Annotated in this window: 16 protein-coding genes, 2 tRNA genes and 2 pseudogenes; 14 read left to right on the top strand and 6 right to left on the bottom strand. The window is 70.7% G+C overall.

Annotation, left to right across the window (positions count from 1 at the left end):
• Positions 1-66 precede the first annotated feature (66 nt).
• Positions 67-396 (top strand): antibiotic biosynthesis monooxygenase family protein, encoded by a 330-nt coding sequence (locus tag IE255_RS25790; RefSeq protein ID WP_190052750.1) that lies wholly within the window; start codon positions 67-69, stop codon positions 394-396.
• Here the strand turns inward: IE255_RS25790 and IE255_RS25785 are convergent.
• Both IE255_RS25785 and IE255_RS25780 read right to left on the bottom strand, forming a co-directional pair.
• Positions 393-5,297, bottom strand: coding sequence for a hybrid sensor histidine kinase/response regulator (locus IE255_RS25785; protein WP_190052749.1), 4,905 nt, complete (start codon positions 5,295-5,297; stop codon positions 393-395). The genes IE255_RS25790 and IE255_RS25785 overlap by 4 nt on opposite strands.
• Positions 5,298-5,612: 315 nt before the next feature.
• The gene (locus IE255_RS25780; RefSeq protein WP_372487583.1) at positions 5,613-6,137 is read right to left on the bottom strand and encodes an SSI family serine proteinase inhibitor; all 525 of its coding nucleotides are present in this window, start codon (positions 6,135-6,137) and stop codon (positions 5,613-5,615) included.
• Positions 6,138-6,324: 187 nt separating this feature from the next.
• Here IE255_RS25780 and IE255_RS25775 point away from each other — a divergent pair.
• Together IE255_RS25775 and IE255_RS25770 are read left to right on the top strand one after the other, a co-directional pair.
• Positions 6,325-6,415: transfer RNA gene (locus IE255_RS25775), tRNA-Ser, on the top strand.
• Between the two features lie 197 nt (positions 6,416-6,612).
• A tRNA-Arg gene (locus IE255_RS25770) sits at positions 6,613-6,685 on the top strand.
• Positions 6,686-6,731: 46 nt separating this feature from the next.
• Here IE255_RS25770 and IE255_RS25765 read toward each other — a convergent pair.
• On the bottom strand, positions 6,732-7,016 hold the full coding sequence (locus tag IE255_RS25765; RefSeq protein ID WP_190052747.1) for a hypothetical protein: 285 nt from the start codon (positions 7,014-7,016) through the stop codon (positions 6,732-6,734).
• A gap of 454 nt (positions 7,017-7,470) precedes the next feature.
• Between IE255_RS25765 and IE255_RS25760 the strand changes: the two genes are divergently transcribed.
• On the top strand, positions 7,471-7,734 hold the full coding sequence (locus tag IE255_RS25760; protein WP_190052746.1) for a GntR family transcriptional regulator: 264 nt from the start codon (positions 7,471-7,473) through the stop codon (positions 7,732-7,734).
• 21 nt (positions 7,735-7,755) lie between these two features.
• Here IE255_RS25760 and IE255_RS25755 read toward each other — a convergent pair.
• Positions 7,756-8,016, bottom strand: a pseudogene (locus IE255_RS25755) (protein kinase family protein); the annotation flags it as partial.
• 368 nt (positions 8,017-8,384) lie between these two features.
• On the opposite strand from IE255_RS25755, the pseudogene IE255_RS25750 reads away from it, so the two are divergent.
• Positions 8,385-8,744 (top strand): annotated as a pseudogene (locus IE255_RS25750) (nuclear transport factor 2 family protein); the annotation flags it as partial.
• A 185-nt stretch (positions 8,745-8,929) separates the two neighbouring features.
• Positions 8,930-9,610: a hypothetical protein gene (locus IE255_RS25745; RefSeq protein ID WP_229906586.1), complete on the top strand. Its 681-nt coding sequence runs from the start codon at positions 8,930-8,932 to the stop codon at positions 9,608-9,610.
• A gap of 3 nt (positions 9,611-9,613) precedes the next feature.
• On the opposite strand, the gene IE255_RS25740 is transcribed toward IE255_RS25745, so the two are convergent.
• Positions 9,614-13,048 carry a glycosyltransferase gene (locus IE255_RS25740; protein ID WP_190052745.1) on the bottom strand — a complete coding sequence of 1,145 codons (3,435 nt, stop codon included), beginning with the start codon at positions 13,046-13,048 and terminating at the stop codon, positions 9,614-9,616.
• 424 nt (positions 13,049-13,472) lie between these two features.
• Here IE255_RS25740 and IE255_RS25735 point away from each other — a divergent pair, with 424 nt between their 5' ends.
• Complete coding sequence (locus IE255_RS25735; RefSeq protein WP_114254023.1) at positions 13,473-13,694, top strand: hypothetical protein; 222 nt, start codon at positions 13,473-13,475, stop codon at positions 13,692-13,694.
• A gap of 376 nt (positions 13,695-14,070) precedes the next feature.
• On the opposite strand, the gene IE255_RS25730 is transcribed toward IE255_RS25735, so the two are convergent.
• Positions 14,071-14,547, bottom strand: coding sequence for a MarR family winged helix-turn-helix transcriptional regulator (locus IE255_RS25730; RefSeq protein ID WP_190052744.1), 477 nt, complete (start codon positions 14,545-14,547; stop codon positions 14,071-14,073).
• Between the two features lie 115 nt (positions 14,548-14,662).
• On the opposite strand from IE255_RS25730, the gene IE255_RS39385 reads away from it, so the two are divergent.
• From IE255_RS39385 to IE255_RS25700, 7 genes are all read left to right on the top strand, one after another.
• A complete protein-coding gene (locus IE255_RS39385) occupies positions 14,663-15,067 on the top strand; it encodes an HGxxPAAW family protein (RefSeq protein ID WP_229906585.1) in 405 nt (134 codons plus the stop codon).
• A 61-nt stretch (positions 15,068-15,128) separates the two neighbouring features.
• Positions 15,129-16,001, top strand: a complete 873-nt coding sequence (locus IE255_RS25725) for a DUF2797 domain-containing protein (RefSeq protein WP_190052743.1) — start codon at positions 15,129-15,131, stop codon at positions 15,999-16,001.
• Positions 16,002-16,119: 118 nt separating this feature from the next.
• Positions 16,120-16,860, top strand: coding sequence for a response regulator transcription factor (locus tag IE255_RS25720; RefSeq protein WP_190052742.1), 741 nt, complete (start codon positions 16,120-16,122; stop codon positions 16,858-16,860).
• Positions 16,857-18,527, top strand: a complete 1,671-nt coding sequence (locus IE255_RS25715) for a sensor histidine kinase (RefSeq protein ID WP_190052741.1) — start codon at positions 16,857-16,859, stop codon at positions 18,525-18,527. Before IE255_RS25720 ends, IE255_RS25715 begins: the two co-directional genes overlap by 4 nt.
• A gap of 14 nt (positions 18,528-18,541) precedes the next feature.
• On the top strand, positions 18,542-19,990 hold the full coding sequence (locus IE255_RS25710) for a bifunctional glycosyltransferase family 2/GtrA family protein (protein WP_190052740.1): 1,449 nt from the start codon (positions 18,542-18,544) through the stop codon (positions 19,988-19,990).
• Complete coding sequence (locus IE255_RS25705; protein WP_190052739.1) at positions 19,987-22,185, top strand: ArnT family glycosyltransferase; 2,199 nt, start codon at positions 19,987-19,989, stop codon at positions 22,183-22,185. Before IE255_RS25710 ends, IE255_RS25705 begins: the two co-directional genes overlap by 4 nt.
• Positions 22,186-22,281: 96 nt before the next feature.
• Complete coding sequence (locus IE255_RS25700) at positions 22,282-23,772, top strand: MFS transporter (protein WP_190052738.1); 1,491 nt, start codon at positions 22,282-22,284, stop codon at positions 23,770-23,772.
• Positions 23,773-23,860 lie beyond the last annotated feature (88 nt).

Here is a 23,860-nt window from a genome sequence, read left to right as displayed (position 1 = left end):
CGATCCGTGTTGCCGCCTGTGCCGGACACCACCATGATTCACAGGGCCTGCGAGGAGACATTGAGCATGACCGAAATCAGTACGGGCGGCGACCTGGTCACTTACATCAATGTCTTCACCGTCGCTCCCGAGAATCAGCAACGTCTCATCGAGCTGCTCCAGTACATGGCGCGGGAGGTCATGCCGAAGCAGCCTGGCTATGTGCAGGCCAATATTCACCGGGGTCTTGAGGGCACTCGAGTGGCCAACTACAACCAGTGGCGCTCGCAGGCGGATCTGGCGGCCGCGCGCGAAGACGCCGAAGTGCGGGCCTGCATGGAGCAAGTACTGGAGATCGCGACGCTCGACCTCGTACCGTACGAGGTCGTCTCCGTACACCGGCCGCAGGTTTCCTAGTTGGTCCCGATCCGGGCCAGCAGCTCGACGATCCGGGCCTGCACCTCGCCGCTGGTGGACCGCTCCGCGAGGAAGAGCACCGTTTCTCCGGAGGCGAGCCGCGGCAGGTCGGCCTGGTCGACGGCGGCGGTGTAGACGACGAGCGGGGTGCGATTGAGCTGCCCGTTCGCCCGCAGCCAGTCCACGATCCCGGCCTGCCGCCGGTGCACCTGAAGCAGGTCCATCACGACCAGGTTCGGCCGGAACTGCCCCGCCAGCGTCACCGCGTCCGTGTCGCTCGCGGCCCGCGCGACCTGCATCCCGCGCCGCTCCAGCGTCGCCGTCAGCGCCAGCGCTATCTCCGCGTGCTCCTCGATCAGCAGCACCCGCGGGGGGTGCTGCTCACTGTCGCGCGGCGCCAGCGCCTTCAGCAGGACGGCCGGATCGGCACCGTACGCCGCGTCCCGCGAGGCCTGCCCGAGCCCGGCCGTGACGAGGACGGGCACCTCGGCGGCCACGGCGGCCTGCCGCAGCGACTGGAGCGCCGTACGCGTGATCGGCCCGGTCAGCGGGTCGACGAACAGCGCGGCGGGGAAGGCCGCGATCTGCGCGTCGACCTCCTCGCGCGAATTCACGATCACTGGCCGGTAGCCGCGGTCGCTCAGCGCCTGCGAGGTGCTGACGTCCGGCGCCGGCCACACCAGCAGCCGCCGCGGGTTGTCCAGCGGCTCCGGCGGCAACTCGTCGTCCATCGGCTGCGGCCGCGGCGGATCCGCCACCTCGACGGCACCGCCGGGCCCGTCGAGCGGCTCGGGCCCCTCGGCGGCGTTCTCGTCCGGAGCGCCTATGGCGTACGACCGCCCGCCGCCCTCGGTCATCTGGGCGAGCCGCGACTGACCGGCGAGCGACGGCTGCGCCGGGACGGGCGTGGACACCGGCGCCTGGACCTGGGCCTGCGCCTGGGCGGCGGCCGGCGCGGATGTCGGCTCGGCCGTCGGATGCGGCCTGGCGCCTTGTTCCGGACGCGCTGCCTGTTCCTGACGCGGTCCCTGCTCCTGCCGGGCCCCCTGTTCCGTACGCGCGGCCGGGTCGGGCGGCGTGCCGAGCTTGCGGCGCCGGCCCGATCCACCCGGCTGGTGCGGGGGAGGCGTCGCCGGACCGCCCGGTCCCTGCGGAGTCGGTGGGGCGGCGGGTGCGGCGGGTGCGGCCGGCTGCTGGACCTGCGCCGCCTGCCGGTTGAAGGGCACGCCCTGCCCGAGCGTCCGGACGCTGATCGCCCGCCCCTGCGTCGAGTGCGGATCGACACCCGCCGCGGCCTCCGCGGGCAACGGCTGAGCCGCCCGAGCACCCTCCGGCGGCAACGGCGTGCCCGGGGCCGGGGTGTTCGCCTGCGGGGCCTGAGGCGGCATGCCGTTCGGGGGTACGGCGACACCGGCTCCCGACGTGTTGTCGGCGGCGGGCCAGGGCTGGGGGGCGGGGGTGCCCTGGGCCGGGGAGCCTTGGGGAGGGGTGCCCTGAGCAGTGGTCCCCTGGGCCGGAGTGCCCTGGCCTGGGATGCCGGTGACCTGCCCCGGGGCGGCCTCGGCGGGAAGCGGCTGACCGGCGGAGGGCTGCTGCCCCGGCGCGGCGACGCCCTGCTGCGGCAGGGGCTGCGCGGCGTGGGGCTGGAGCTGGGCCGCAGGCTGAAGCGCCTGCCCCGGCAGAGCCGCCTGCACACTGTGCCCGAGCCCGCCCTGGGCGGGGACGGACACGCCGTGCGGGGGTACGGCGACGCCCTGCGGCGGCACCGCGACACCGTGGGGCGGGATGGCAGCGCCCTGCGGCGGGACCGCGGCCCCCTGCGGCTGGGGGATGTTCGGGATGTTCCCCTGCGGGGCGTTCCCGTGGGCGGCGTTGCCCTGGGGAGGAACGGCGTTGCCCTGCGGGTGCACGGCCGTACCCGGCCCGCCCTGGGCAGCGGCCACTCCCACCTGCACGGGCGCGCCCTGGCCCGGCACGGCCTGCCCCGGCGGGACCTGACCACCGGTGTCCTGCTGCGCGGGAACCCCCTGCCCGGGCCCGACATGGACGGCCCCGGGGCCGGTCGGCATGGGGCCTGTCGGCACGGCACCGGTCGGCACAGGGCCGGTCGGCACAGCACCAGCTGGCGCAGAACCTGCCGGTGCCGGTCCAACCTGGTCGGCACCCGCCTGCGCCCCGGCCCCCTGCGCGGGCGCATCGGCCGCCCCGGCCGCCGCCGGACGCGGCGGCGCCACGGCCCGTCGCCGGCGGCCCGTCGGCGCACTGGTGGGATGCGGCTGCGGCGGGGTGTGATCGGCGGACTGGTCGTGCGGGACGGCGTCATGCCGCCCTTCCTCGACCGCCCCGTCACCGGAACCACCGGGACCAGAGCCACCGGGACCGGAGCCACCGGGACCGGAGCCACCGGGACCGGCAACCGCCACGGCCTGCTGCCCCTGCCCCGGCACCTGGTCGCCCTGCCCGGCGGCCGGAACCTCCTGGTCGACCGGACCGGTCTGGTCGGCCTCGGCCGGCGGCAGCGCGAACACCTGACGCGGCCCGGCGGCGGCCTCCTCCTGCGCGGCCGCCCGCTCGTTGGCGGCGGCCAGCGCACGCCGTCGCCGCCCTGTCGGCTGCTCGGCCTGCCCCTCCTGCGCCGCGTCGGCCGAACCCGTGGCCTCACCGGACGACAGCGCGGGCAGCGCCGGCGGCAGCGCGTGCTGCTCACCCGGTTCGCGCCGGGCCCGCCGCCCGGACGGCGCGGGCACGCCCTGCGGCGGAACGGTCCCGCCCAGCCCCGTTCCCGAGGCGGCGGTCCCGGCCGCATGCTCGGCGGCCGTGACGACGGCCCCCTCGGCGACACCCTGGACGGCACTCCCGATGGCGGCCGCTGCGGCATCCTCGGCAGGCCGCCCGCGCCGCCGCCCGGTACCGCCCGACACGGCCCCGCCCTCACCGGAAGCCTGCGCCGGAAGCGCGGCCGGTTCCCCGGCGGCCCGCCTCCGCCGCCGCCCGGTGGGCGCGGCGGCCCCCTCGGCACCGGAACCGGCAGCACCGGCACCGTCGCCTTCGGCCCCCGGACCATCCGCGACCGCGTCCGCGTCCAGGAAGGCATCGGTGGAGGACCGCCGAGCCCGGCGCCGCCCCCCACCGGAGGTCTGGTCACCGAGGGCCTGCTCACCGGGGGCATGGTCACCGACGGTCTGGTCACCGGGAGCAGCAGGAACAGCCACCTCCAGCGCCTGCGAGGCGACGGCCCCGGCCCCACCCCCGATCGGCACTTCGAGGACGTACGCGCTCCCGCTCATCCCCGGCACCTCATGCGTCTGGAGCACACCGCCGTGCGCCCGGACGATCCCGCGCACGATCGGCTCGTGCACGGTGTCGCCGCCGGCGTACGGCCCGCGCACCTCGATGCGGACGACCTCGCCGCGTTGCGCCGCCGCCACCACGACGGTGTTGTCCAGGTAACCGCCCGCCGACACGGGCGTGTTGCCGGTCGCGTCGACCCCCGCCACGTCGGCGACGAGATGCGCGAGGGCGGTCGCCAGCAGCCGGGGATCGACCTCGGCCTCGATGGGCGGCGCGTGCACGGCGAACTGCACCCGCCCGGGCCCGATGAGCTCGACGGCCCCGTCGACACCGGCGGCGACGACGGCGTCCAGCATCACCTTCGTACGGGAGATGTTCTCGCTGCCCGCGTCGAGCCGCTGGTACCCGAGGACGTTGTCGATCAGCGTCGTGATGCGCGAATAGCCGGCCGACAGATGGTGGAGCACCTGGTTGGCCTCGGGCCACAGCTGCCCGGCGTCGTCGGCGGCCAGCGCGGCCAGCTCGCGGCGCAGCTCCTCCAGCGGCCCGCGCAGGGACCGCCCGAGCAGGGTCAGCAGCTGCTCGTGCCGGGCGGCGAGGGCCTCGAACCGGTCCTTCTCCCGCTCCCCGAGGGCGGCGTACCGCTCCTCGTTCGCGCCGAGTTCCTCGGCGTGGCGCTCCTGCAGTTCCTCCAGCTCGGTGACGTGCTGCTGGCGCAGCGCGGTCAGCTCGGAGGCGTGCTCCTCGGCAATGCGCTCCAGCTCCTCGGCGTGGCGCTTCTCCGCCGCCTCCTTCTCCTCGACGACCGCGTCGTACGGCCGCCTGTCGGTGAAGGTCATGACGGCGCCGACGAGCTGGTCGCCGTCGCGCACGGGCGCGGTCGTCAGGTCGACCGGCACCTTGCCGCCGTCCTTGGCGAACAGCACCTGCCCGCGCACCCGGTGCTTGCGCCCGGAGCGCAGGGTGTCGGCGAGCGGCGACTCGTCGTACGGGAAGGGCGACCCGTCGGGACGCGAGTGCAGGACGAGGGTGTGCAGCTCCCGCCCGCCGAGGTCACTGGCCCGATAACCCAGTATCTGAGCGGCGGCCGGATTGACGAGGACGATCCGCCCGTCGGTGTCGGTCCCGACGACGCCCTCGGCCGCGGCCCGCAGGATCATCTCGGTCTGCCGCTGCGAGCGGGCCAGCTCGGCCTCGGTGTCGACGGTCCCGGTGAGGTCCCGCACGACGAGCATGAGCAACTCGTCCCCGCTGTAGCCGTACCCGTCGTAGGCCTGCTGGCCGTTCTCCAGATTCGCACTGGTGACCTCGACGGGGAATTCCGTCCCGTCGGTCCTGCGCGCGACCATCCGGGTCGGCTTGGTCCGGGCCCGCGGGTCGAGGTGCTCCGGCCGCCGCATGGACCCGGGGATCAGCTTGGAGTCGAAGTGCGGCAGCAGATCGAGCAGCCCGCGCCCCACCAGGGCGGTGCCCGGCGTCTCGAAGGCCTCCAAGGCGATGCTGTTGGCGTTGACGACCGTCCCGTTGGCATTGACCAGCACCAACGCGTCAGGAAGAGCGTCCAGTATGGCTGCGAGGCGAGCAGCGCCTCGGGATGGCCTGCTGCTCACGCGACGCTTCCTCCCTGTTACCGCACCTTGCCGACCGCTCGGGCCATCTTGCCAACCGGCCCGCGGCGTGTCACGCGAGGGAGTCTAAGGGCTGCGGTTGCGCTCGCGACGCCGGATGAGAGCGAGGTCGCACGAGGAAGTGACCCCGAACTGACGACCGAGTAACCGTCAAACGCCCGCCCTCCTGCGACGACGTCGCGGGACCTTCGCGGGACCTTTACGAGGGAGACGTTTCTGTACGTTTTGGCCGGGCTGGCGCGATCGGCGCGGAGCGTGGCGCAAACGGACGTGCTGATACGGCTCCCTCGCTTGAACTCAGGCCCCTCCGTCGCCCCTCATGTCCGACTTCATGTCCGGCAGGAGCGGCACGAGCCGGTCCCAGCGGGCGATCTCGCAGCCGTCGCGGCGGTCGTACGTGGCGTCGACGGGGCGTCCGGCCCAGGTACCGGTGACGTGCGCGGTGGCCGGCCCGCCGTACTGCATGGTGCAGAAGCCGCCTTCCGGCGCGGGCGCGAAGACGTCCTGCCCCCACCGCGTGTCCCGCTCCAGGGCGGCACAGGCTCCGCGCGGGTCGGGGTGGCTGCCGCCGTCGGGGCCGCAGTACAGCTCGAACGTCCCGTCGGCACCGCCGCCGGCGTTCCGCACGGTGACGGTGAGGTGATCACGGTCCGGACCGCCGCCGAGCCGGGGCGGGGACAGCAGGTCGGGCGCGTCGGCCTGGGCGTACGCGGCCGGGGACACGGCGGCCAGCGAACCGGCGGCGGCGACGGAGGCGGCGGCACCGACGAGGAGGCGCCGCAGGGCGGGGCGGGCAGTTGCCCGGGGGGTGGCACGCATCATGCCCTGCTTAACGCGACACGGTCCCGGACGTTGCGCGCCCGCGGGTCCGGGGCGGGTCCGGGGCGCGGAGAAGGCCTTTGCCCTGCGCCCTTCCCGCCTAGTACCGTGGGGGGCGATTGGTGACACCACGCTCGACTGTGTCATCATCGGCACGCACCGACTCGCGCTCGCGCGGGAGGATGTGTCTGGAGGCGTCGCCTAGTCCGGTCTATGGCGCCGCACTGCTAATGCGGTTTGGGCCTTAAAGCCCATCGAGGGTTCAAATCCCTCCGCCTCCGCACCTGATCACGAAGCCCCGGTCCCCCCGACCGGGGCTTCGCTGTCGTTACCCCCGGCCACCCCCCCCGTACGGCCGTTTCCGCAGGTCACAAGGGGTATGGCAAACGGATTTCACATGGCGGCGGCAGTCATGTAATGTTCTTCCTGTCGCCGCGAGCGAGCCGGAAGGCCCGGGAGCGGCGAAAAAACAGAACAAGCACTCGTAGCTTAACGGATAGAGCATCTGACTACGGATCAGAAGGTTGCAGGTTCGAATCCTGCCGAGTGCACACAGACCGAGGGCCCCGGAGAGATCCGGGGCCCTCGGTGTTTCTGCTACCGCTGACTCATACCGTCCAGACGCCGACCTCGGCTGTCGGCGATACGGAGGGCGTCCCGGAGCGCCTCGGTCAGGCGCTCGGCGAGATAGCGGAGATCGCTGGGCGGAGTCCCGGGGAGCAGGGCGAGGGCGTGCTCGACGAGCTGGCTTCCCATGTGGAGCTGGATCGACTCCGTGGCATCAGCCAGCCGGGAGACCGGTCCGCCGTGGTGGTCGGTGATCAGGTAGCTGCGCTTGCCCTCGGGGCCGGACCAGGGCGGCTGGCGGGGTTGGTCCGGCATCAGGCCACCTCCAGTCCGTGCATTACGTACGGGCCGGGCATGTGCTGGCCCAGCGTGGCCACCGCCAGCTCCCGCCGATGCTGTCGTTGCTCATGAGCGATCAGGTACGGGCGTACTGGCCTGATTGCCGTGACGTCCAGGGGGGTGTCGTCTCGGGTGTACGGGCTGCGGTGGGGAGGAAGCGGCGGGGTGAGGTTCCGTGGAGGCCCGTAGGGCGAGGGTGCAGACGAGGGCCTTGGCCGCGGTGTCGAGGCGGGCCCCATCAGCAGGAGGGACGCCCAAGCGAGGAGTCGGCGGATAAGGTCGGTCACGTCATCAGCTCCGATCCATTTGGCTGGTGGCCGCGCCCCCGGACGGCAGCACCCGTCGCGGGGGTTTCTCATCACTGTCTGTCGCGGTCTACCGCAGTCTACCGCGGTCGCGCGGTCTACCGCAGTGTTTTAGCGTCCACCGTATGAGCCCCGAGCTTGACCGCACCCGCCCTGTCTGGCGGCAGGTCGCCGCAACCATTGCCACCCGTATTACCGACGGTGAGTACCCCGTGGGTGCTCGCGTGCCCTCCGTCGTCGAGTTGTCCGCCGAATTCGGTATCGCGACCTCGACGGCGCAGAAGGCACTCGCCCACCTCAAGGCTGAGGGACTCATCCGAGCTGAGGTCGGCCTCGGGTCGTTCGTCGCCGAGCGGCCCGAAAAGGACGGCGGCCAACAGGATGCATAGGCAGTAGCCGGCGGGCTCGGCTCAGCTCAGGGCCTTGCCCACCTCGAAGATGGTCGGCCGGTCTTCGGGAGCAGGGCTGAGTATCGCCTCGATCAACTCGCCCAACTCACCGGGCGCCTTGACCGCGCGGCGTCTGCCGTTGGCCACGGCCTCCCTCTGGACGGGGCGTGGAGCGTCGTCCGGGTACTCGACAGCCCGCCAGCCGGTGGCCGAGATGAGCAGGGAGGCACCGAGGGCGTAGACGTCGGCTTCCGGCGTGGGCTCGGCTTCCCCCGTGGTGAGTCCGCCCACATTTGCACAAGGGGCTGCGCAAGGCCTCGAAGACGCCTTGGTGCTAGCCGAATTGTTGCCGGGCAGGTCCCGCGTGGACGAGCACCTCTGGGCGGAATTCCACGCTCGGCGCGTCGATCGGGCGCGCACCGTACTGCAGGCCTCCGTCGCACGCGCCAAAACCCGGACTGCCCGAGCCGGAGGGGTTCATGAACGACGAATCCGTCGCGAACATCATCGCGACCGCACCCTAGCGACCATCACCGACGAGGCCGGCCAGCGAGAGGAACGAAGACATGGACACTGCGACGGTGCAGCGATTGCTGGACGAGTCGGAGCTGCGGAAGCTGATGCAGGCGCTGCCGTGAGCACTCGAGGAACGGGATTTAGACGGCTTCGATGCACTGTTCACCGAGGACGCTGTGCTGGAGATCGGCGGGCAAGTCCGCCGTGGCCGACAAGCGATCATCGACGGTCCCAAGCACGATCTGGCAACCCGCTACGGGGCGACGTATCACCACATGGGCCAGATATACATCGACCTCGACGAGGATGAGGCCACGATCCTCACCTACCAAGTCGCCTACCACCTCCCGAAAGCGTCGGAGCTGACGACACACGTGGACGCCGGCGGCAGGTATCACGCCGTCGCCCGCCGAACCGAGGACGGTCGGCGCATCACGCGGCTCCGCCTCGAAATCGTCTTCGCCCAAGGCGCTCCCATGAGCTTCGACGTCTAAGGCTGGTCGGAGGCGGGGTCGGTGGGAGCGGCTCCGCCGGGGACATGGGCGGACACTCGGCCGTGGCGTAGATCCTACGGATCGCGGAAAGTTCTTGTGGTGCGACTTCGCTTGTCATGGCACGATGCGGGCGGGGAGAGGGGGACACGATACTGTCGGTTATCGCGAACGTTGCGATCGGGCTGGTGACCAGCCTGCTGGGCGGCGGATTCGTCTGGTTGTGGGAACGGGCCAAGCGCACGCGTGCGGTGAACAGGCGAGCGGCCTTCTTCGGTGTCCGGCCAGGGCATACATGTCTGATTGTTCTGGGTGGCAAGTACAACGCGCCCGGCACCGCGCACTATCGGGACGTGCGTGCCGCCGTGGAACTGGCGGTGCTCGCAGGCGAGTTGGGCTGTGATGTTTCGGTGGAGGCCGGTGACTTCCGTGGCAGCAACGGCGATCGCACCGAGTTCTGCGTGGGCGGCCCCCTCGGCGAGGCCAACATCCGTGCCGGCGGCCACCTGGCCGCCCATCTGCCAGGAGTAACCGTCCACCCCTACGACGGCACCAACCCGGACTCGGTTGCCATAGAGGTCGGTGGCGAGAAGTTTCCCTTCGACCGAGGCAACCAGGAATTCGCCCTGGTGGCGAAGTTCACGCCCGCAGAGTCCAGCCGCCCGGTCTTCCTGGTCTCTGGGCAGACCTCTATGGCCAACTTGGCTGCGATTCACTTCCTCCGCCGCGAATACGAGCAGGTGGCCAAGGAGCTGTCCTCGCTGGAGCGATTCTGCATAATGATCAAAATTTCCGGAATCGCTACCTATGAATTCCATCGAGCGGAACTTGCGCGGGAGGTAACCGCGGCCGCGTTCATCCGTGGATGACTCTCACCCCTTAGCGACCTCACCGAGTACCACAGCGGCCGCCTTTGCCCATGTGACCCGCTGGGCAAGCTCGTCCCGGAGTTCCGCCGCGTGTCCGAAGGCGGCTTCCCGGTCGCGTAGCTTCCGGTCGATGGCTCGTGCCCAATTGGCAGTGTCCTTTTCGTCGTCTCGCGACAATTCGACTACGAACCGGCTTGCCCGCTCATGCCCGAGTGTCTCACGCAACAGATCAGCTAGTCCGCTCTGTGAGCCGACCAGAACCGGAATGCCCAAGGTAATCGCCTCACGCCCGACCAAGCCGAACCCTTCCTTCCGGGAGGGCATTATTACCAGGCTGGCGGTTTCCAGATCGTCGTCAATACGGGCTTGTTCGGACGTGTAGGGGCGGACTACAACCTCCAGCCCCGGACTCGCAGCCCAGTGCACGATGCCCTTCCTCGCCGCGTCCACCTCGGCCGCCGGAGCGCCGCGCACGATGAGCCGAACGTCCTTGAGGCCGTCCTGGTGCTGCCACTTGGCGACTTGGCCGCAGGCCGCTGCGGCTACGTCGACGCCCTTGAGCTCGGCGTCCTCTGCGCGGCCCAGCAGGAGGACCCGCAGTGGCGCACCCTCCGGTGGCGTGCGGCCCGACGCATGCGGTACCTCAGAGTCGAACCCAGGATCGAGCCGAAGCGGAGGAAGGCCGGCGGCGCTTTTCACCTCGGCGAGGAACTGCTGATAAAGCCGAGGTCCCACCGCGACCATGCGATGGGCGGTTCGGCCGAGCGCCCGCTCGATGCCGGTGCGCTCCTCGGCCCGGAGACCGGCGTCGTTGGCCCTGTCCGGCTTGTGCCACTCGATGTCGTCCGGGGCCATGTGCACGAAGTGCAGGCGCCGGGCAGTGGGATAGAAGTCCTCGACGAGTTTCTGAGCCGCGGGCCCGGTGATCCGGCCATGACCCAGGACCAGATCCGGTTCGGTGCCAGAGGGCAGTTTCGGACGGCTCGTCAAGCGCACGTCCTCAGAGGCGCCGGGCCTGACGGCGGCCGGAAGCAGAGTGACATTCGCTGCCCTGGCCGAGGCGGCGTCGGCTTCGCTCGCGTCGAGAACCACGCAGAACACCTCTGCTCCGGCGGCAGCCAGCCCTCGACACAGCTCACGGTTGAACGTACTGAGCCCGCCGTGGTTGGAGGCCCACTCGGTGGCCACGGACAGGATGACGGAGGGCCGGCGGGCGGAGACCGTCGTACCGGGAGTGACTTCCTGCGGGTGCGCGGCTTCCACCGTCGCCTGGGGGCCGTCGCTGAGCAGGGTACGGACACGGTGCACGGCGTCGGCGAGATTGACGTGCTTTTCCTCTTGCAGGCTGGTGGTGTCGTCGGGATCTGGCAGAACCATGAACTCGATGCCGTGAGGCGGCATCGAGATGTTTTCCAATGTTGCGGCCGACTTGGTGATGTGCTCAGCCGCCAGGGCACGGTCGCCGCTTATGAGGTGAGCCATGGCGGTGTTGTAGTGAGCCAGGGAGCGATCCCACGGGTCGTTGGCCTGTTCGAGGGCGCGACTGGACCACTCGAGTGCGTCGGCCCCGCGCCCCGTAACGAGGCTGAGGTACGTCAGACAGTTGGCCGGCTCCCAGCCTGGGTCCAGTGCGAAGCATGACTGGAAGCGGGCCCGGGCACGACTGACATCACCACTCCTGTACGCGTCGTACGCGGCGATGAGGTGGTTCTTCGCCAGTTCCGCCCGTAGATGCCCCGTAGCCCTCTGAAACCAGTCTTCGGCCGGCCAGGACCGTAGAGGCAAGCGAACCCGATCAGCGGTGAGTCGGCCGCCCAACGCGGCGATTCGGTCGGCAGCCGCCTTGAAGCCAGAGGTCTCCTCCAGCGATATGTCGTCCGTGTCCGCCGCGAACAGCCATCTTTCGACGGTGTGGTTGCGGTATTGACAGGTCACGGTGGTGAGGTCGAGGGCTGCCGGTTCGCCCGCTCTGAGGATTGCGTAGTGGAGGAAGTCGATCGGCGGGACGCTGTCCGGTCCGGCTGCCGGCAGACTCTCCAGGGCACGGAAGCTTTCTTCGACGTGCTCCGCGTTCATCTGGGAACCGAACGTGACGTAGATCTGCAAGGGATCCTGGGCGATCTCGCGCAGCAGACCGGCCAGCTGGTCGATCAGCATGCCCCGAACGTCGGTCCGGCTGGTGATGGCGCGGGCGTGGGGCGCCCTGCCGATGGTGCCGGCAGTCCAAAGCCGTGCGTAGATTTCGTCGAAGAGCTCAGTGTCGATGGCGAGCCGGAGGGTTTCCTCTGGCGCGAGAATGCCTTGGGCGACCAGCGTCTTCCTGAACGCTTCGCACTCGTCACGCGTGATCTCCGGCGGGCCGGTCAGGCAGTAGGCGAACCAGGCTTCGTCCAGTGTCGCGTGGCCCAACGCCGACGTCAGAATGTTGAAGGCCAGCAGCTCGCGCGAGTTCATGGCGCGCACGGCGCGGATCAGCGGACGGTCGAGGACGTCGCGGCCGCCAGACTCCATGCGGCGGCGGATGTCTTCGAGCACCTCGGGCGTGAGTACCAAGTCATCTGCCAGGCCGCGCTGTAGGCGCGCGAACATTTCATAGCAGTACAGCTGGATCTCATACGGATTGCCATCCGTGAGCTGCCTCAGCGAGGTGACGAGATCGTGCCCGGCCAAGCCGTATATCCCAGCGTTGCTGAGCGGGCGCCTGACACAGTCCTCGACCTCGTCTCGCTCGACAAACCCCCCGACCTCAATCTCCTTGAACTGTCGGAGGATCGGTGAGTGCACCTCGGTGATCCGCTCGATAAGTCCGGCTGTTCCCGCGAGTACCAGCACCAATCCGTCGACACGAGTAGTGAGGGAACGCAACACCGCGAGCGCGCGGACGTCTTGGGCGATCAGCTGCGCCTCGTCGACCAGCAGAGCGATCGGATGGTTGAGCAGGCGCTTGAAGAAGGAGAGGTCGGCCCGCAGCGCCGCCTCCGGCACGCGCCCTCCGGCCTCCGCGAGAGCCAGCGCCTCCGGGAACTCCAGCGGGGACACGGATGCCGCGTCGCCGATCCCGGCCATGACTCGCCGCACGGATGGCACGTCGAAGGGGAGGTCTTTGCCACTCCGCTCGGCCTCGGCGACCAGCGCTGGGACTAACTCGTCGTACAACTTGCGGAAGAAGCGGATCGGCTCCCCGTCGCCCTCGATCAAGTCGACCCAGGCGGTGGTCATTCCGTATGCAGCGGCTATCCGTTTCGTCGTATGGAGCAGACTTGTCTTCCCAGCGGCCCGCGGCCCGTGCAGCGCGATGCAGATCGACGGCCGGTCGACGGCCGCCTGGCCGAGCTCGTACTCAATCGCTGCGACCTCCTCACCTCGCCCGGCGAAGACGGCGGCATCGCGCACTGGATTCCGGTAGTCGTACGGATTGCGCACTTGGGAGATGTCCACAGGCCCCCTCACCTCGCGTCGATCGTACGATCTGTGCGCAGCCGATAGGAAGCGGATGGATTCCACCGGTCAAGTGATCAGGTGGTCTTCTCCGGCCACGTTGTATCCAGGCGTCGGCGGACGAAATCTTGAACGACGGGATTGCTCGGGTTCGCCCCCGTGGACTGCCGCATCTCCACCCGCCGGCCCGGTCGACGCCGCATGGGCTGCCCGGTTGGCGGCATGTCCTTGCCCGCTTGGTGAGGAGCTTCCGGAGGTCTCCGAGGACTGGGCCACGGCGGTCGGTGAGTGGCGGTGGGTGGAGGAGCGGCTTCGGCGTGCGGAGGCAGGAGAACGATCAAAGGGGGGTACAGCGGTGAGAAGTACAGCACGGACGTGGACGACCACAGGCGCGCCGGATGGATGTAGGCGCATACTGGGGGCAATGACAAAGCCTGCTGCACAGAAGCGTCACTTGCCCACCAGCCCCTTCAAGGCTCCGGTCGCACCGGCTCCCAAGCACTTCGCCGTGGGTGACCAGGTCACCCACGACATGTACGGCCTCGGGAGGGTCATCGGCATCGAGGACGGGATCGCGGCGCTCGTCGACTTCGGGTCGGCGCCCATGCGGATCTTGAGCCCGTACGCCAAGATGACCAAGCTGTAGGACCGCTGTGCCCGGTCACGGCACGCACGGCCCCTCCAGGGACCTGCAACGAAAGAGAGACTCTCATCGAACCGACTTCGCTGTTCTCCGCTCCGGAAGGGCAACCCCGCCGTTCCGCCGCAGCATCGCCGCCTCCGGCGACGAACCCCTTCCAGGCCCCGGACTTCGGGGAGGACGAGGGTTTCCTGACCGAGGACGCCGGGGAGCCCGTTCCGGGTCGGCGTACGGCGCGACCCAAGGCCGCTTAGTTCCACGAGTGTGCACGGACCAGAGGCTCTGAGGATCGATGATCCGCAGAGCCTCTGGCGTGTCCCGCCGTCCCGCCGTCCCGCCGTCCCGCTGTCCCGCGTCCCGCCGTCAGGTCGGCTGGGGCCGGTCACTCGGTGCGGCAGTGTTCCTCCAGGTAGTTCGCCGCCAGGGTGCTCGCGCGGGTGAACCAGTCGTTGAGGACGGCGATCTCGTCGGGGGAGTAGTCCGCGAAGAGTTCCGTGAGGCGGGCGTAGTACGGCTCGTAGACCTCGCGGACGCGGGCGACCGCGTCCGGCCGGGCAGCCACCCGGACGCGGCGGCGGTCGGTCGGGTCGGGGCGGCGGGTGATGTAGCCGGCGCGTTCCAGGCGGTCGAGGATGCCGGTGACCGCGCCGGTGGTGACGTGGACGCGGGCTGCCAGGTCGCCGGCTGTGGGGAGGTTCTCGCCGGCCTCGATGACGTAGGCGAAGCAGGTGAGGTCGGTCACACTCAGGCCCACCTGTTGGGCGATCTCGTGCTGTCCGACCAGGTGGGTGGCGATGAGGTGGTCCATCGCCGCGAGCGCCTGCTCCGGTGTGGCGGCCGGACGCGGCTTGGCTTGCATTCCCAATTCCCTTAGTTCGTGAGAGGTTTGGGGCCTAAATGGCTTAGCGGTGAGGGGTCCGGGGGGTGCTCTTCCGGAGTCCTCGGGGTGAGGGCTCTTCCGGAGGGGGCAGCACGTGAGCGCACATCAGTATGACCACGGGCACACGGTCGCGGGGTGGGTCGGATTCGCGATCGCCAGCGTCGGGGCCGGTGTGGTGGGGCTGGGGGTTTGTACGGTCTCGGGCGTGCTGATCGCCGGGGGGCTCGGGATCGGGGTGGTGAGCTTGCTCGTCACCTGGGCGCTGCATCTCTCCGGGTGGGGGAAGGGGCCCGGCGTGCGGCCTCGGGACGAGTGGAGCTGGCGGGTGCGGGATTCGGCGGCGCCGGGTGGGCATGAGGAGTGCCTGGGGTGCCGGCTGGCCGGGCGGGGACGGCGGCGTGCCGGGGGTTCGGTGGAGCTGGCCATGCCGGTTCAGCGGGACGGGGAGCAGGAGACCGCTGCTGACGCTACTGCCGTGGGTGCCGACTCCGTGCGGTGAGGTTCGTCGGCCCTCGTCGGCCGACCCCGTTGTCAGTGGTGCCCCCTACTCTCGACAGGATATGGCACAGGCATGGAAGTGCTCGGGGCTGCGGTGGTCGGCGGACGGTCCCGTGCTGCTGTGGGACGGCGGGCGGTGCACCGCGCTGACCTGGGGGAAACGCGTGGCCTTCGGGGTCGCGGACGGGGGTGTGCGGAGATGCGTGGGGGCTCGGGGGCATGCGTGTCCGGCGGGGGCGGTCGTGCCGGCGCGGAGTACGGGGGCGCGGTGCGAGGAGTGTGCGCGGCTGGACCGGGCGCACTCCGTGGCGGCGGACACCCTCGCGGACGACCCGCGGCCGTACCACGTATATCTGGCGTGGTTCGGGCCCGGCATGGTCAAGGTCGGGATCACGGCGGAGGAGCGCGGCTCCGCGCGGCTGCTGGAGCAGGGGGCCGTCTGCTTCAGCTGGCTGGGCGTCGGTCCGCTCATGGCCGCGCGGCGTACGGAGGAGCTGCTGCGGGCCGCCCTGCGCGTGCCGGACCGGATTCCGTACGCCGAGAAGCGGGCCGTGCGGGCAGGGCTGCCGGAGGCGTCCGCAGACCGGGCCGCCGAGATCAGTGAGCTGCATGCGCGGGCCGTGGCGCTGCCCGCGTGGCCGGAGTCGCTGGTGCGGGAGCCCCTGCGAGTCGTCGATCATGTCGACGTGTTCGGGCTCGCGGGGGTGCCCGGTGCCGTCGGGGAGGTGAGCGAGCTGGTTGCCGGGGGCGTGGTCAGTGGGGAGCTGGTCGCTGTCGCCGGGCTCGATCTCCATCTGGCGACCGGGGGTGGCGTCGCCGTGCTGGATACGCGGTTGATGACCGGGTGGGGGCTGGTGCCGGCCCCGGGGGATGAACTGACGGTTCCCGTGCGGGAGTTCCGAGGGGCGGTGGGCGTGCAGGACGGGTTGTTCTGACCAGGGCCACGGCCCCGCCGATATTCCCAGGCGTTCCCTGAGAAGTGCCTGTGCGTTTCTCAGGGAAATCACAGGTTGTCGAAAGGGCGCTCTCAGAGGGCCCCGACATCGTGTTCACATGACCACGACCTCGCCCCAGGGGCGCACCGAACTGCTCAGGCCGGACGGGAGCCCCGTCCGAGTGCTGGTGGTGGACGACGAGATGTCGATCACCGAGCTGCTGTCCATGGCCCTGCGCTACGAGGGATGGCAGATCCGGAGTGCCGGTGACGGCACGGGCGCGATCCAGACCGCGCGTGACTTCCGGCCCGACGCCGTCGTCCTCGACATGATGCTGCCGGACATGGACGGGCTGACCGTGCTCGGGCGGCTGCGCCGCGAGCTGCCGGACGTGCCCGTGCTGTTCCTGACCGCCAAGGACGCCGTCGAGGACCGGATCGCCGGGCTGACGGCGGGCGGGGACGACTACGTCACCAAGCCGTTCAGCCTGGAGGAGGTCGTCGCGCGGCTGCGGGGGCTGATACGGCGGTCCGGCGCGGCCGACCGGCGCTCCGACTCCATGCTGGTCGTCGGGGACCTCACCCTCGACGAGGACAGTCACGAGGTGACCCGGGCCGGTGAGAACATCCACCTGACGGCGACCGAGTTCGAGCTGCTGCGGTTCCTGATGCGTAATCCGCGGCGCGTGCTCAGCAAGGCGCAGATCCTCGACCGGGTGTGGTCGTACGACTTCGGCGGGCAGGCCAACGTCGTCGAGCTCTACATCTCCTATCTGCGGCGGAAGATCGACGCCGGGCGCGAGCCGATGATCCACACGCGGCGCGGTGCCGGTTACCTGATCAAGCCCGCGGCCTCATGAGCGGACGACGACGACCGCGTGCGCAACAGCAGAAGCAGAAGCAGAAGCAGAAGCAGAAGCAGGCGCAGACGCAGAGGCAGCGGCGGGGACGACAGCCGCGCACGCTGCGGACGCGGCTCGTCGTCTCCGCGCTGGCGCTGATCGCGGTGGTGTGCGCCGTCATCGGGACGGTGACGACGATCGCGATGCACTCACGCCTGTACGAGCAGCTGGACAGCGTGCTCAGCGGGGTGGTGGGACGCGCCGCGGGAGCCGGTCCCGAGCTGCCGGGCGGCGGGCAGCCCAAGCCCGACGGCGAGCCGGAGGTGCGGCCCAAGGTTCCCGACCTCTCGGAGTTCGTCACCAAGGGGCCGCAGCAGATGATCGGCACCATCGCCGCGAAGGTCGAGGGCGGCACCGTCACCGAGGGCATGGTCAGCAAGCCCGCGCAGGACGACAACGGCGTCACGCAGGCCGCGCCGTACACGCTGAGCCGGACGCAGATGGGCGAGCTGAACGCCGTCGCCAGGGACGGCAGGGCGCACACCGTGACCATCTCGGGTCTCGGTGAGTACCGCGTGGAGTACCGCGAGGGGGCCAACGGCGCCTACTACGTGGCGCTGCCGACCACCGAGGTCACCGACACCCTCAACACCCTCATCCTCGTCGAGGTCAGCGTCACCGCGGCCGGGCTCATCGCCGCGGGCATCGCCGGCACCGTCATCGTCGGCGTGGCCACCCGCCCCCTCCGCCGCGTCGCCGCCACCGCCACCCGCGTCTCCGAGCTCCCGCTGCACACCGGCGAGGTGAACCTCAGCGAGCGCGTCCCCGACTCCGAGACCGACCCGCACACCGAGGTCGGCCAGGTCGGCGCCGCGCTGAACCGGATGCTCGACCACGTCCACGGCGCGCTGCACGCACGGCAGCAGAGCGAGATGCGGGTACGGCAGTTCGTCGCCGACGCCAGTCACGAGCTCAGGACACCCCTCGCCTCCATCCGCGGGTACGCCGAACTCACCAGACGGGGCAGGGAGCAGGTCGGGCCCGACACCCGGCACGCGCTCGGCCGGATCGAGTCCGAGGCGGGCCGTATGACCCTCCTCGTCGAGGATCTGCTGCTGCTGGCCCGGCTGGACGCCGGACGGCCGCTCCAGTTCGAGCAGACCGACCTCGTACCGCTGGTCGTCGACACCGTCAGCGACGCCCGTGCCGCCGGCCAGGACCACAACTGGCGTCTCGACCTGCCCGACGAGCCCGCCCTGGTGTCGGCGGACGCGGCCCGGCTCCAGCAGGTCCTCGTCAACCTGCTCGGCAACGCCCGCAACCACACGCCACCCGGGACGACTGTCACCGCGCGGGTGCGGCGGCACGGGACCTCGTGGTGCGTGGACGTGGAGGACAACGGGCAGGGGATTCCGGCCGAGTTGCTCCCGCGCGTCTTCGAACGGTTCGCGCGGGGCGACTCCGCGCGGACCCGCGCCACCGGCTCGACCGGTCTCGGCCTCGCCATCGTGCAGGCCGTGGCGACCGCGCACGGCGGTGCCGTGACCGTCGACAGCGTGCCCGGGCGGACCGTGTTCACGGTGCACCTGCCCGCCCTGCCGCCCCCGCCGCGGCGGGAATTGAGCCGGCAACAGCACTCACAGGCACGCCACAGCGTCACCACATGGGCACAACAGGGCGCCTGACGAAAGTCGGTTCCATGCGAACCGATTCTTCTCCCGGCACCCTGCCGGCGCGGGAGCACCTCCCGGCCGCACCAGCCGGTACGCCTGTCCTGGACGTAGTGATCCCCGTCTACAACGAGGAGAAGGACCTCCAGCCGTGCGTCCGCAGACTGCACGAGCACCTCGCCCGCACCTTCCCGTACGCGTTCCGCATCACGATCGCGGACAACGCCTCCACTGACACCACCCCGCGGGTGGCGGCACGGCTGGCGGCGGAGATCCCCGAGGTCACCACCTTCCGGCTGGAGCAGAAGGGCCGCGGCCGGGCCCTGCGGGCCGTCTGGTCGGCCTCGGACGCCCCCGTCCTCGCCTACATGGACGTGGACCTGTCCACCGACCTCAACGCCCTGCTCCCGCTGGTGGCGCCGCTGATCTCCGGCCATTCGGACCTCGCGATCGGCTCCCGGCTGGCCCGCAGCTCGCGCGTGGTGCGCGGCCCCAAGCGGGAGTTCATCAGCCGGGCCTACAACCTCATCCTGCGCGGCTCGCTCCAGGCCCGCTTCTCCGACGCCCAGTGCGGGTTCAAGGCGATCCGCCGTGACGTGGCGCAGGTGCTGCTGCCGCTCGTCGAGGACACCGGCTGGTTCTTCGACACCGAGATGCTGGTGCTCGCCGAGCGGGCGGGCCTCAGGATCCACGAGGTGCCGGTCGACTGGGTCGACGACCCCGACTCGACCGTGCACATCGTCAAGACGGCGACCGACGACCTCAAGGGCGTGTGGCGGGTCGGCAGGGCCCTGGCCACCGGTTCGCTGCCGCTGGACCGGCTCACCCGGCCGTTCGGCGACGACCCGCGCGACCGCGAGATCAAGGACGTACCGAAGGGACTGGCCCGCCAGCTCGTCGGGTTCTGCGTGGTCGGCGGTCTGTCCACCCTCTTCTACCTGCTGCTCTACAGCGGCTTCCGCGTCTTCACCGGCTCGCAGACCGCCAACGCCCTCGCCCTGCTGGTCTCCGCGATCGCCAACACGGCGGCGAACCGGCGGCTCACCTTCGGGGTGCGCGGGCCCGGCGGGGCCGTCCGGCACCAGGCGCAGGGCCTGGTCGTGTTCGGTATCGGGCTGGCGCTGACCAGCGGTTCGCTCGCGGCACTGAACGCGGCCACCGCCGAGCCCGCGCACTCCACCGAACTGGCCGTCCTCATCGCGGCCAACCTCGCGGCGACCGTGCTGCGCTTCCTGCTCTTCCGGGCGTGGGTGTTCCCCGACCGGCGGGACGACCAGGAGCCCCCGGCGGCCCAGGAAACACCCGACCCGCGCCAGGACTACGGCCCGCTCCCGCAGCGGCCGGCCGAGCGGCGGCACGCCCCGTACGACACGACCCGGTTCCGCGTCGGTGACGCCGCGGACCGCACCTGGAGGGACGCCACCGTGCAACTCCAGCCGGTACGCCCGACCGACACCGACCCGAGGAACGCCCGATGACGACGTCCTACGACGAGGGAACCCGCGAGACGGGCACGAGCCCCGCCACCTGGGAGCAGCCCGCCACGGCCACCCGGGAGCAGCCCGCCACGGCCACCCCGCCGCCCCCCGCCTCCAAGCGGCCCTTCACGCAACGGCTCTGGCGCGGCCGCCCCGAGGACCCCCGCTGGGCCCGCCCGGCCTTCCTGGGCCTGCTGCTCGTCACCACCGCGCTCTACCTCTACAACCTGAGCGCCTCCGGCTACGCCAACTCCTTCTACTCGGCGGCCGTCCAGGCCGGCAGCCAGTCCTGGAAGGCGTTCTTCTTCGGCTCGCTGGACGCGGCCAATGCCATCACTGTCGACAAGCCCCCGGCCGCCCTGTGGCCGATGGCCCTGTCCGTGCGGCTCTTCGGGCTCAGCTCCTGGGCGATCCTCGCCCCCGAGGTCCTCATGGGCGTCGGCACCGTCGCCGTCGTCTACGCGGCGGTGCGCCGCCGGTTCAGCCCCGCGGCCGGTCTGATCGCGGGCGCGGTGCTCGCGCTCACCCCCGTCGCGGCGCTGATGTTCCGCTTCAACAACCCGGACGCGCTGCTGGCGCTGCTGATGGCCGTGGCCTGCTACCTCGTCATCCGGGGTCTGGAGGACGGCCGCACGAAGTGGCTGCTCTGGGCCGGTGCGGCCATCGGCTTCGCCTTCCTCGCCAAGACCCTCCAGGCCTTCCTGATCCTGCCGGGGCTCGCCCTGGTCTACGGCGTCTGCGCCCCGGTGCCGGTGAAGAAGCGGATCGGGCAGCTCGCCGCCGGCCTGGCCGCGATCGTCGTCTCCGGCGGGTGGTGGGTCGCGATCGTCGAGCTGTGGCCCGCGTCGTCCCGGCCGTACATCGGCGGCTCGCAGAACAACAGCTTCCTGGAACTGACCTTCGGCTACAACGGCCTGGGCCGCCTCAACGGCGAGGAGACCGGCAGCGTCGGCGGCGGGGGCAACTGGGGCGAGACCGGCTGGGACCGGCTGTTCAGCTCCTCCATCGGCGGCCAGATCTCCTGGCTGATCCCGGCCGCGCTGATCCTGCTCGTCGCCGGACTGGTGGCCACACGCAAGGCGAAGCGCACGTCGGCGACCCGCGGCGCGTTCCTCGTCTGGGGCGGCGCGCTGCTCACGACCATGCTGGTCTTCAGCTACATGCAGGGCATCTTCCACGAGTACTACACGGTGGCCCTGGCCCCCTACATCGCCCCGCTGATCGGCATGGGCGCGGTGCTGCTCTGGGAGAAGCGGGACAAGGCGTGGGCGTCGCTGACCCTGGCGGCGGCCATGACGGCGACCGCGGCCTGGGGATACGTCCTGCTCAACCGCTCCTCCGACTACCTGCCCTGGCTGAAGTGGCTGGTGCTGGTCGGCGGTCTGACGGCGGCCCTCGGCCTGATCTTCGCCGGCCGGCTGGGCCGCCGGCTGGCCCTGGGCGCCGCGGGGCTGGGCCTGGTCGCCGCGCTGGCCGGTCCGGCGGCGTACACCCTCACCACGCTGAACGAGGGGCACACCGGCTCGATCGTCACGGCGGGTCCGGCGGTGGCCGGCGGACGCGGCGGTCCGGGTGGCGGCGGCCCCGGCGGCGGTGGTCCCGGCGGTGGCGGCTTCCCGGGCGGGGGCCAGAACCAGCAGGGACAGCAGAACCAGCAGGGGCAGCAGAACCAGCAGGGGCAGCAGAACCAGCAAGGCCGGCAGGGCTTCCCCGGCGGCGGCCTGCCGGGCCAGAACCAGAACCAGCAGGGACAGAACCAGCAGAACGGCGACGGCGGCCGGATGGGCGGCATGGGCGGCATGGGCGGCGGTGGCGGCATGGGCGGTCTGCTCAACGGCGCCAGCGTCAGCTCCGCGGCCAAGAAGCTCCTGGAGGCCGACGCCGACCAGTACACGTGGGCCGCGGCGGCCATCGGCGCCCAGAACGCGGCGAGTTACCAGCTGTCCACCGGCGAGCCGGTGATGGCGATCGGCGGCTTCAACGGGACCGACCCGTCCCCGACGCTCGCCCAGTTCAAGCAGTATGTGGCCGACGGGAAGATCCACTACTTCATCGCCTCCGGCATGGGCGGTGGCATGGGCGGCAGCAGCGACGGCACCTCCTCCCAGATCACCTCCTGGGTCGAGGCCAACTTCAAGAAGGTCACGGTCGGTTCGGCGACCTTCTACGACCTCACGCAGAAGGCGAGCAGCTGACACTCCCCGACCGGGAGAAGGGCGGTGGCCGAAAGCCACCGCCCTTCGCCGTTACTCGGTTGTACAGCGTATGGGAGCTATTCTACGGTGTACAGCATGACGACGACTCCCCAGGAACAGGCCCAGCCACAGGTTCAGGGCCACCCACAGCGCTGGCTGATCCTCGGTGTCATCTGCCTGGCGCAGCTGACCGTGTTGCTCGACAACACGATCCTCAACGTGGCGATCCCCTCGCTCACCAGCGAGATGAACGCGTCGACCTCCGACGTCCAGTGGATGATGAACGCCTACTCGCTGGTGCAGGCCGGCCTGCTGCTCACCGCGGGCAACGCCGCCGACCGCTACGGCCGCAAGCTGCTGCTGATGTCGGGCCTCGCGATCTTCGGCGTCGGCTCGCTCGTGGCCGGACTGTCCCAGAGCCCCGCCCAGTTGATCGCGGCCCGTGCGGGCATGGGCGTCGGCGGCGCCCTGCTGATGACCACGACCCTCGCGGTCGTCGTGCAGATCTTCGACGACAAGGAGCGGGTGAAGGCCATCGCCCTGTGGTCGACGGTCAGTTCGCTCGGTTTCGCGGCCGGGCCGCTGATCGGCGGAGTGATGCTGAACCACTTCTGGTGGGGCGCGATCTTCCTGATCAACATCCCGGTCGCGGTCCTCGGCCTGATAGCGGTCGCCGCGCTCGTACCGGAGTCCAAGCACAAGGCGGGCGACCGGCCCGACCTGGTCGGCGCGGTGCTGTCCACCATCGGCATGACGGCGATCGTGTACGCGATCATCACCGGCCCCGAGCACGGCTGGACCTCCGCGCAGGTGCTGGTCGCCGCCCTGATCGGCGTGGTCGTCCTCGGTCTCTTCGTGACGTGGGAGCTGCGGATCGAGCACCCGATGCTCGACATGCACTTCTTCCGCAACCAGAAGTTCGTGGGCGCGGTCGCGGGCGCGATCCTCGTGGCGTTCGGTATGACGGGGTCGCTGTTCCTGCTCACGCAGCACCTCCAGTTCGTGCTCGGTTACGAGCCGCTGGACGCGGGGCTGCGGACCGCTCCGCTGGCGTTGACCGTCGTGGCGCTCAACTTCACCGGGGTCGGGGCGAAGCTGGTGCTCAAGGTCGGTACGCCGGGGGCGATCGCGCTCGGCATGACCCTGGTGTCGGCCGGGCTGGCGGCGATCGCGCTGCTCGGCGGGCACGGGTACGAGGGGATGCTGCTCGGCCTGGTCGTGATGGGGGCGGGTGTGGCCTTGTCCATGCCCGCCATGGCCAACGCGATCATGAGCGCGATACCGCCCGAGAAGGCGGGTGTGGGCGCGGGGATCAACGGGACGCTCGCGGAGTTCGGGAACGGGCTGGGTGTTGCTGTCCTCGGGGCCGTGCTCAACTCGCGGTTCGCGTCGCTGGTTGCCGTCTCGGCGGCGTCGTTGCCGGCGGCGCTGGCGTCTGCCGACAGTGCGGCGGAGAGGGCGCGAATCTCTGACGCGTTCGCCTCTGGGTTGGAGACCAGTCAGTTGGTCGGGGCGGTTGCTGTGCTGGCTGGTGGACTCGTCGCGGCGGCGTTGTTGCGGCGGGCCGAGCGGGCAGAGTCCGCCTAAGAGCTCGGGCGGCTGGGTAGTGGGCGGCTGCGGGAGCGTTTGGGCTGGTCGCGCAGTTCCCCGCGCCCCCAAGAGGCGCGTCTAGCAT

This window comes from Streptomyces lomondensis (assembly GCF_014651035.1).
Classification (GTDB): domain Bacteria; phylum Actinomycetota; class Actinomycetes; order Streptomycetales; family Streptomycetaceae; genus Streptomyces; species Streptomyces lomondensis.
This window is presented reverse-complemented; position numbering and strand designations above follow the sequence as displayed.

What these genes read in the sequence shown, in the direction of transcription:
- IE255_RS25715 (WP_190052741.1), top strand. Translation starts at nt 16,857, where the DNA reads ATGAGCGGACGACGACGACCGCGTGCGCAACAGCAGAAGCAGAAGCAG.
- IE255_RS25790 (WP_190052750.1), top strand. Translation starts at nt 67, where the DNA reads ATGACCGAAATCAGTACGGGCGGCGACCTGGTCACTTACATCAATGTC.
- IE255_RS25725 (WP_190052743.1), top strand. Translation starts at nt 15,129, where the DNA reads ATGGCACAGGCATGGAAGTGCTCGGGGCTGCGGTGGTCGGCGGACGGT.
- IE255_RS25735 (WP_114254023.1), top strand. Translation starts at nt 13,473, where the DNA reads ATGACAAAGCCTGCTGCACAGAAGCGTCACTTGCCCACCAGCCCCTTC.
- IE255_RS25710 (WP_190052740.1), top strand. Translation starts at nt 18,542, where the DNA reads ATGCGAACCGATTCTTCTCCCGGCACCCTGCCGGCGCGGGAGCACCTC.
- IE255_RS25730 (WP_190052744.1), bottom strand. Translation starts at nt 14,547, where the DNA reads ATGCAAGCCAAGCCGCGTCCGGCCGCCACACCGGAGCAGGCGCTCGCG.
- IE255_RS25760 (WP_190052746.1), top strand. Translation starts at nt 7,471, where the DNA reads ATGAGCCCCGAGCTTGACCGCACCCGCCCTGTCTGGCGGCAGGTCGCC.
- IE255_RS25705 (WP_190052739.1), top strand. Translation starts at nt 19,987, where the DNA reads ATGACGACGTCCTACGACGAGGGAACCCGCGAGACGGGCACGAGCCCC.
- IE255_RS25780 (WP_372487583.1), bottom strand. Translation starts at nt 6,137, where the DNA reads ATGATGCGTGCCACCCCCCGGGCAACTGCCCGCCCCGCCCTGCGGCGC.
- IE255_RS25765 (WP_190052747.1), bottom strand. Translation starts at nt 7,016, where the DNA reads ATGCCGGACCAACCCCGCCAGCCGCCCTGGTCCGGCCCCGAGGGCAAG.
- IE255_RS25700 (WP_190052738.1), top strand. Translation starts at nt 22,282, where the DNA reads ATGACGACGACTCCCCAGGAACAGGCCCAGCCACAGGTTCAGGGCCAC.
- IE255_RS25720 (WP_190052742.1), top strand. Translation starts at nt 16,120, where the DNA reads ATGACCACGACCTCGCCCCAGGGGCGCACCGAACTGCTCAGGCCGGAC.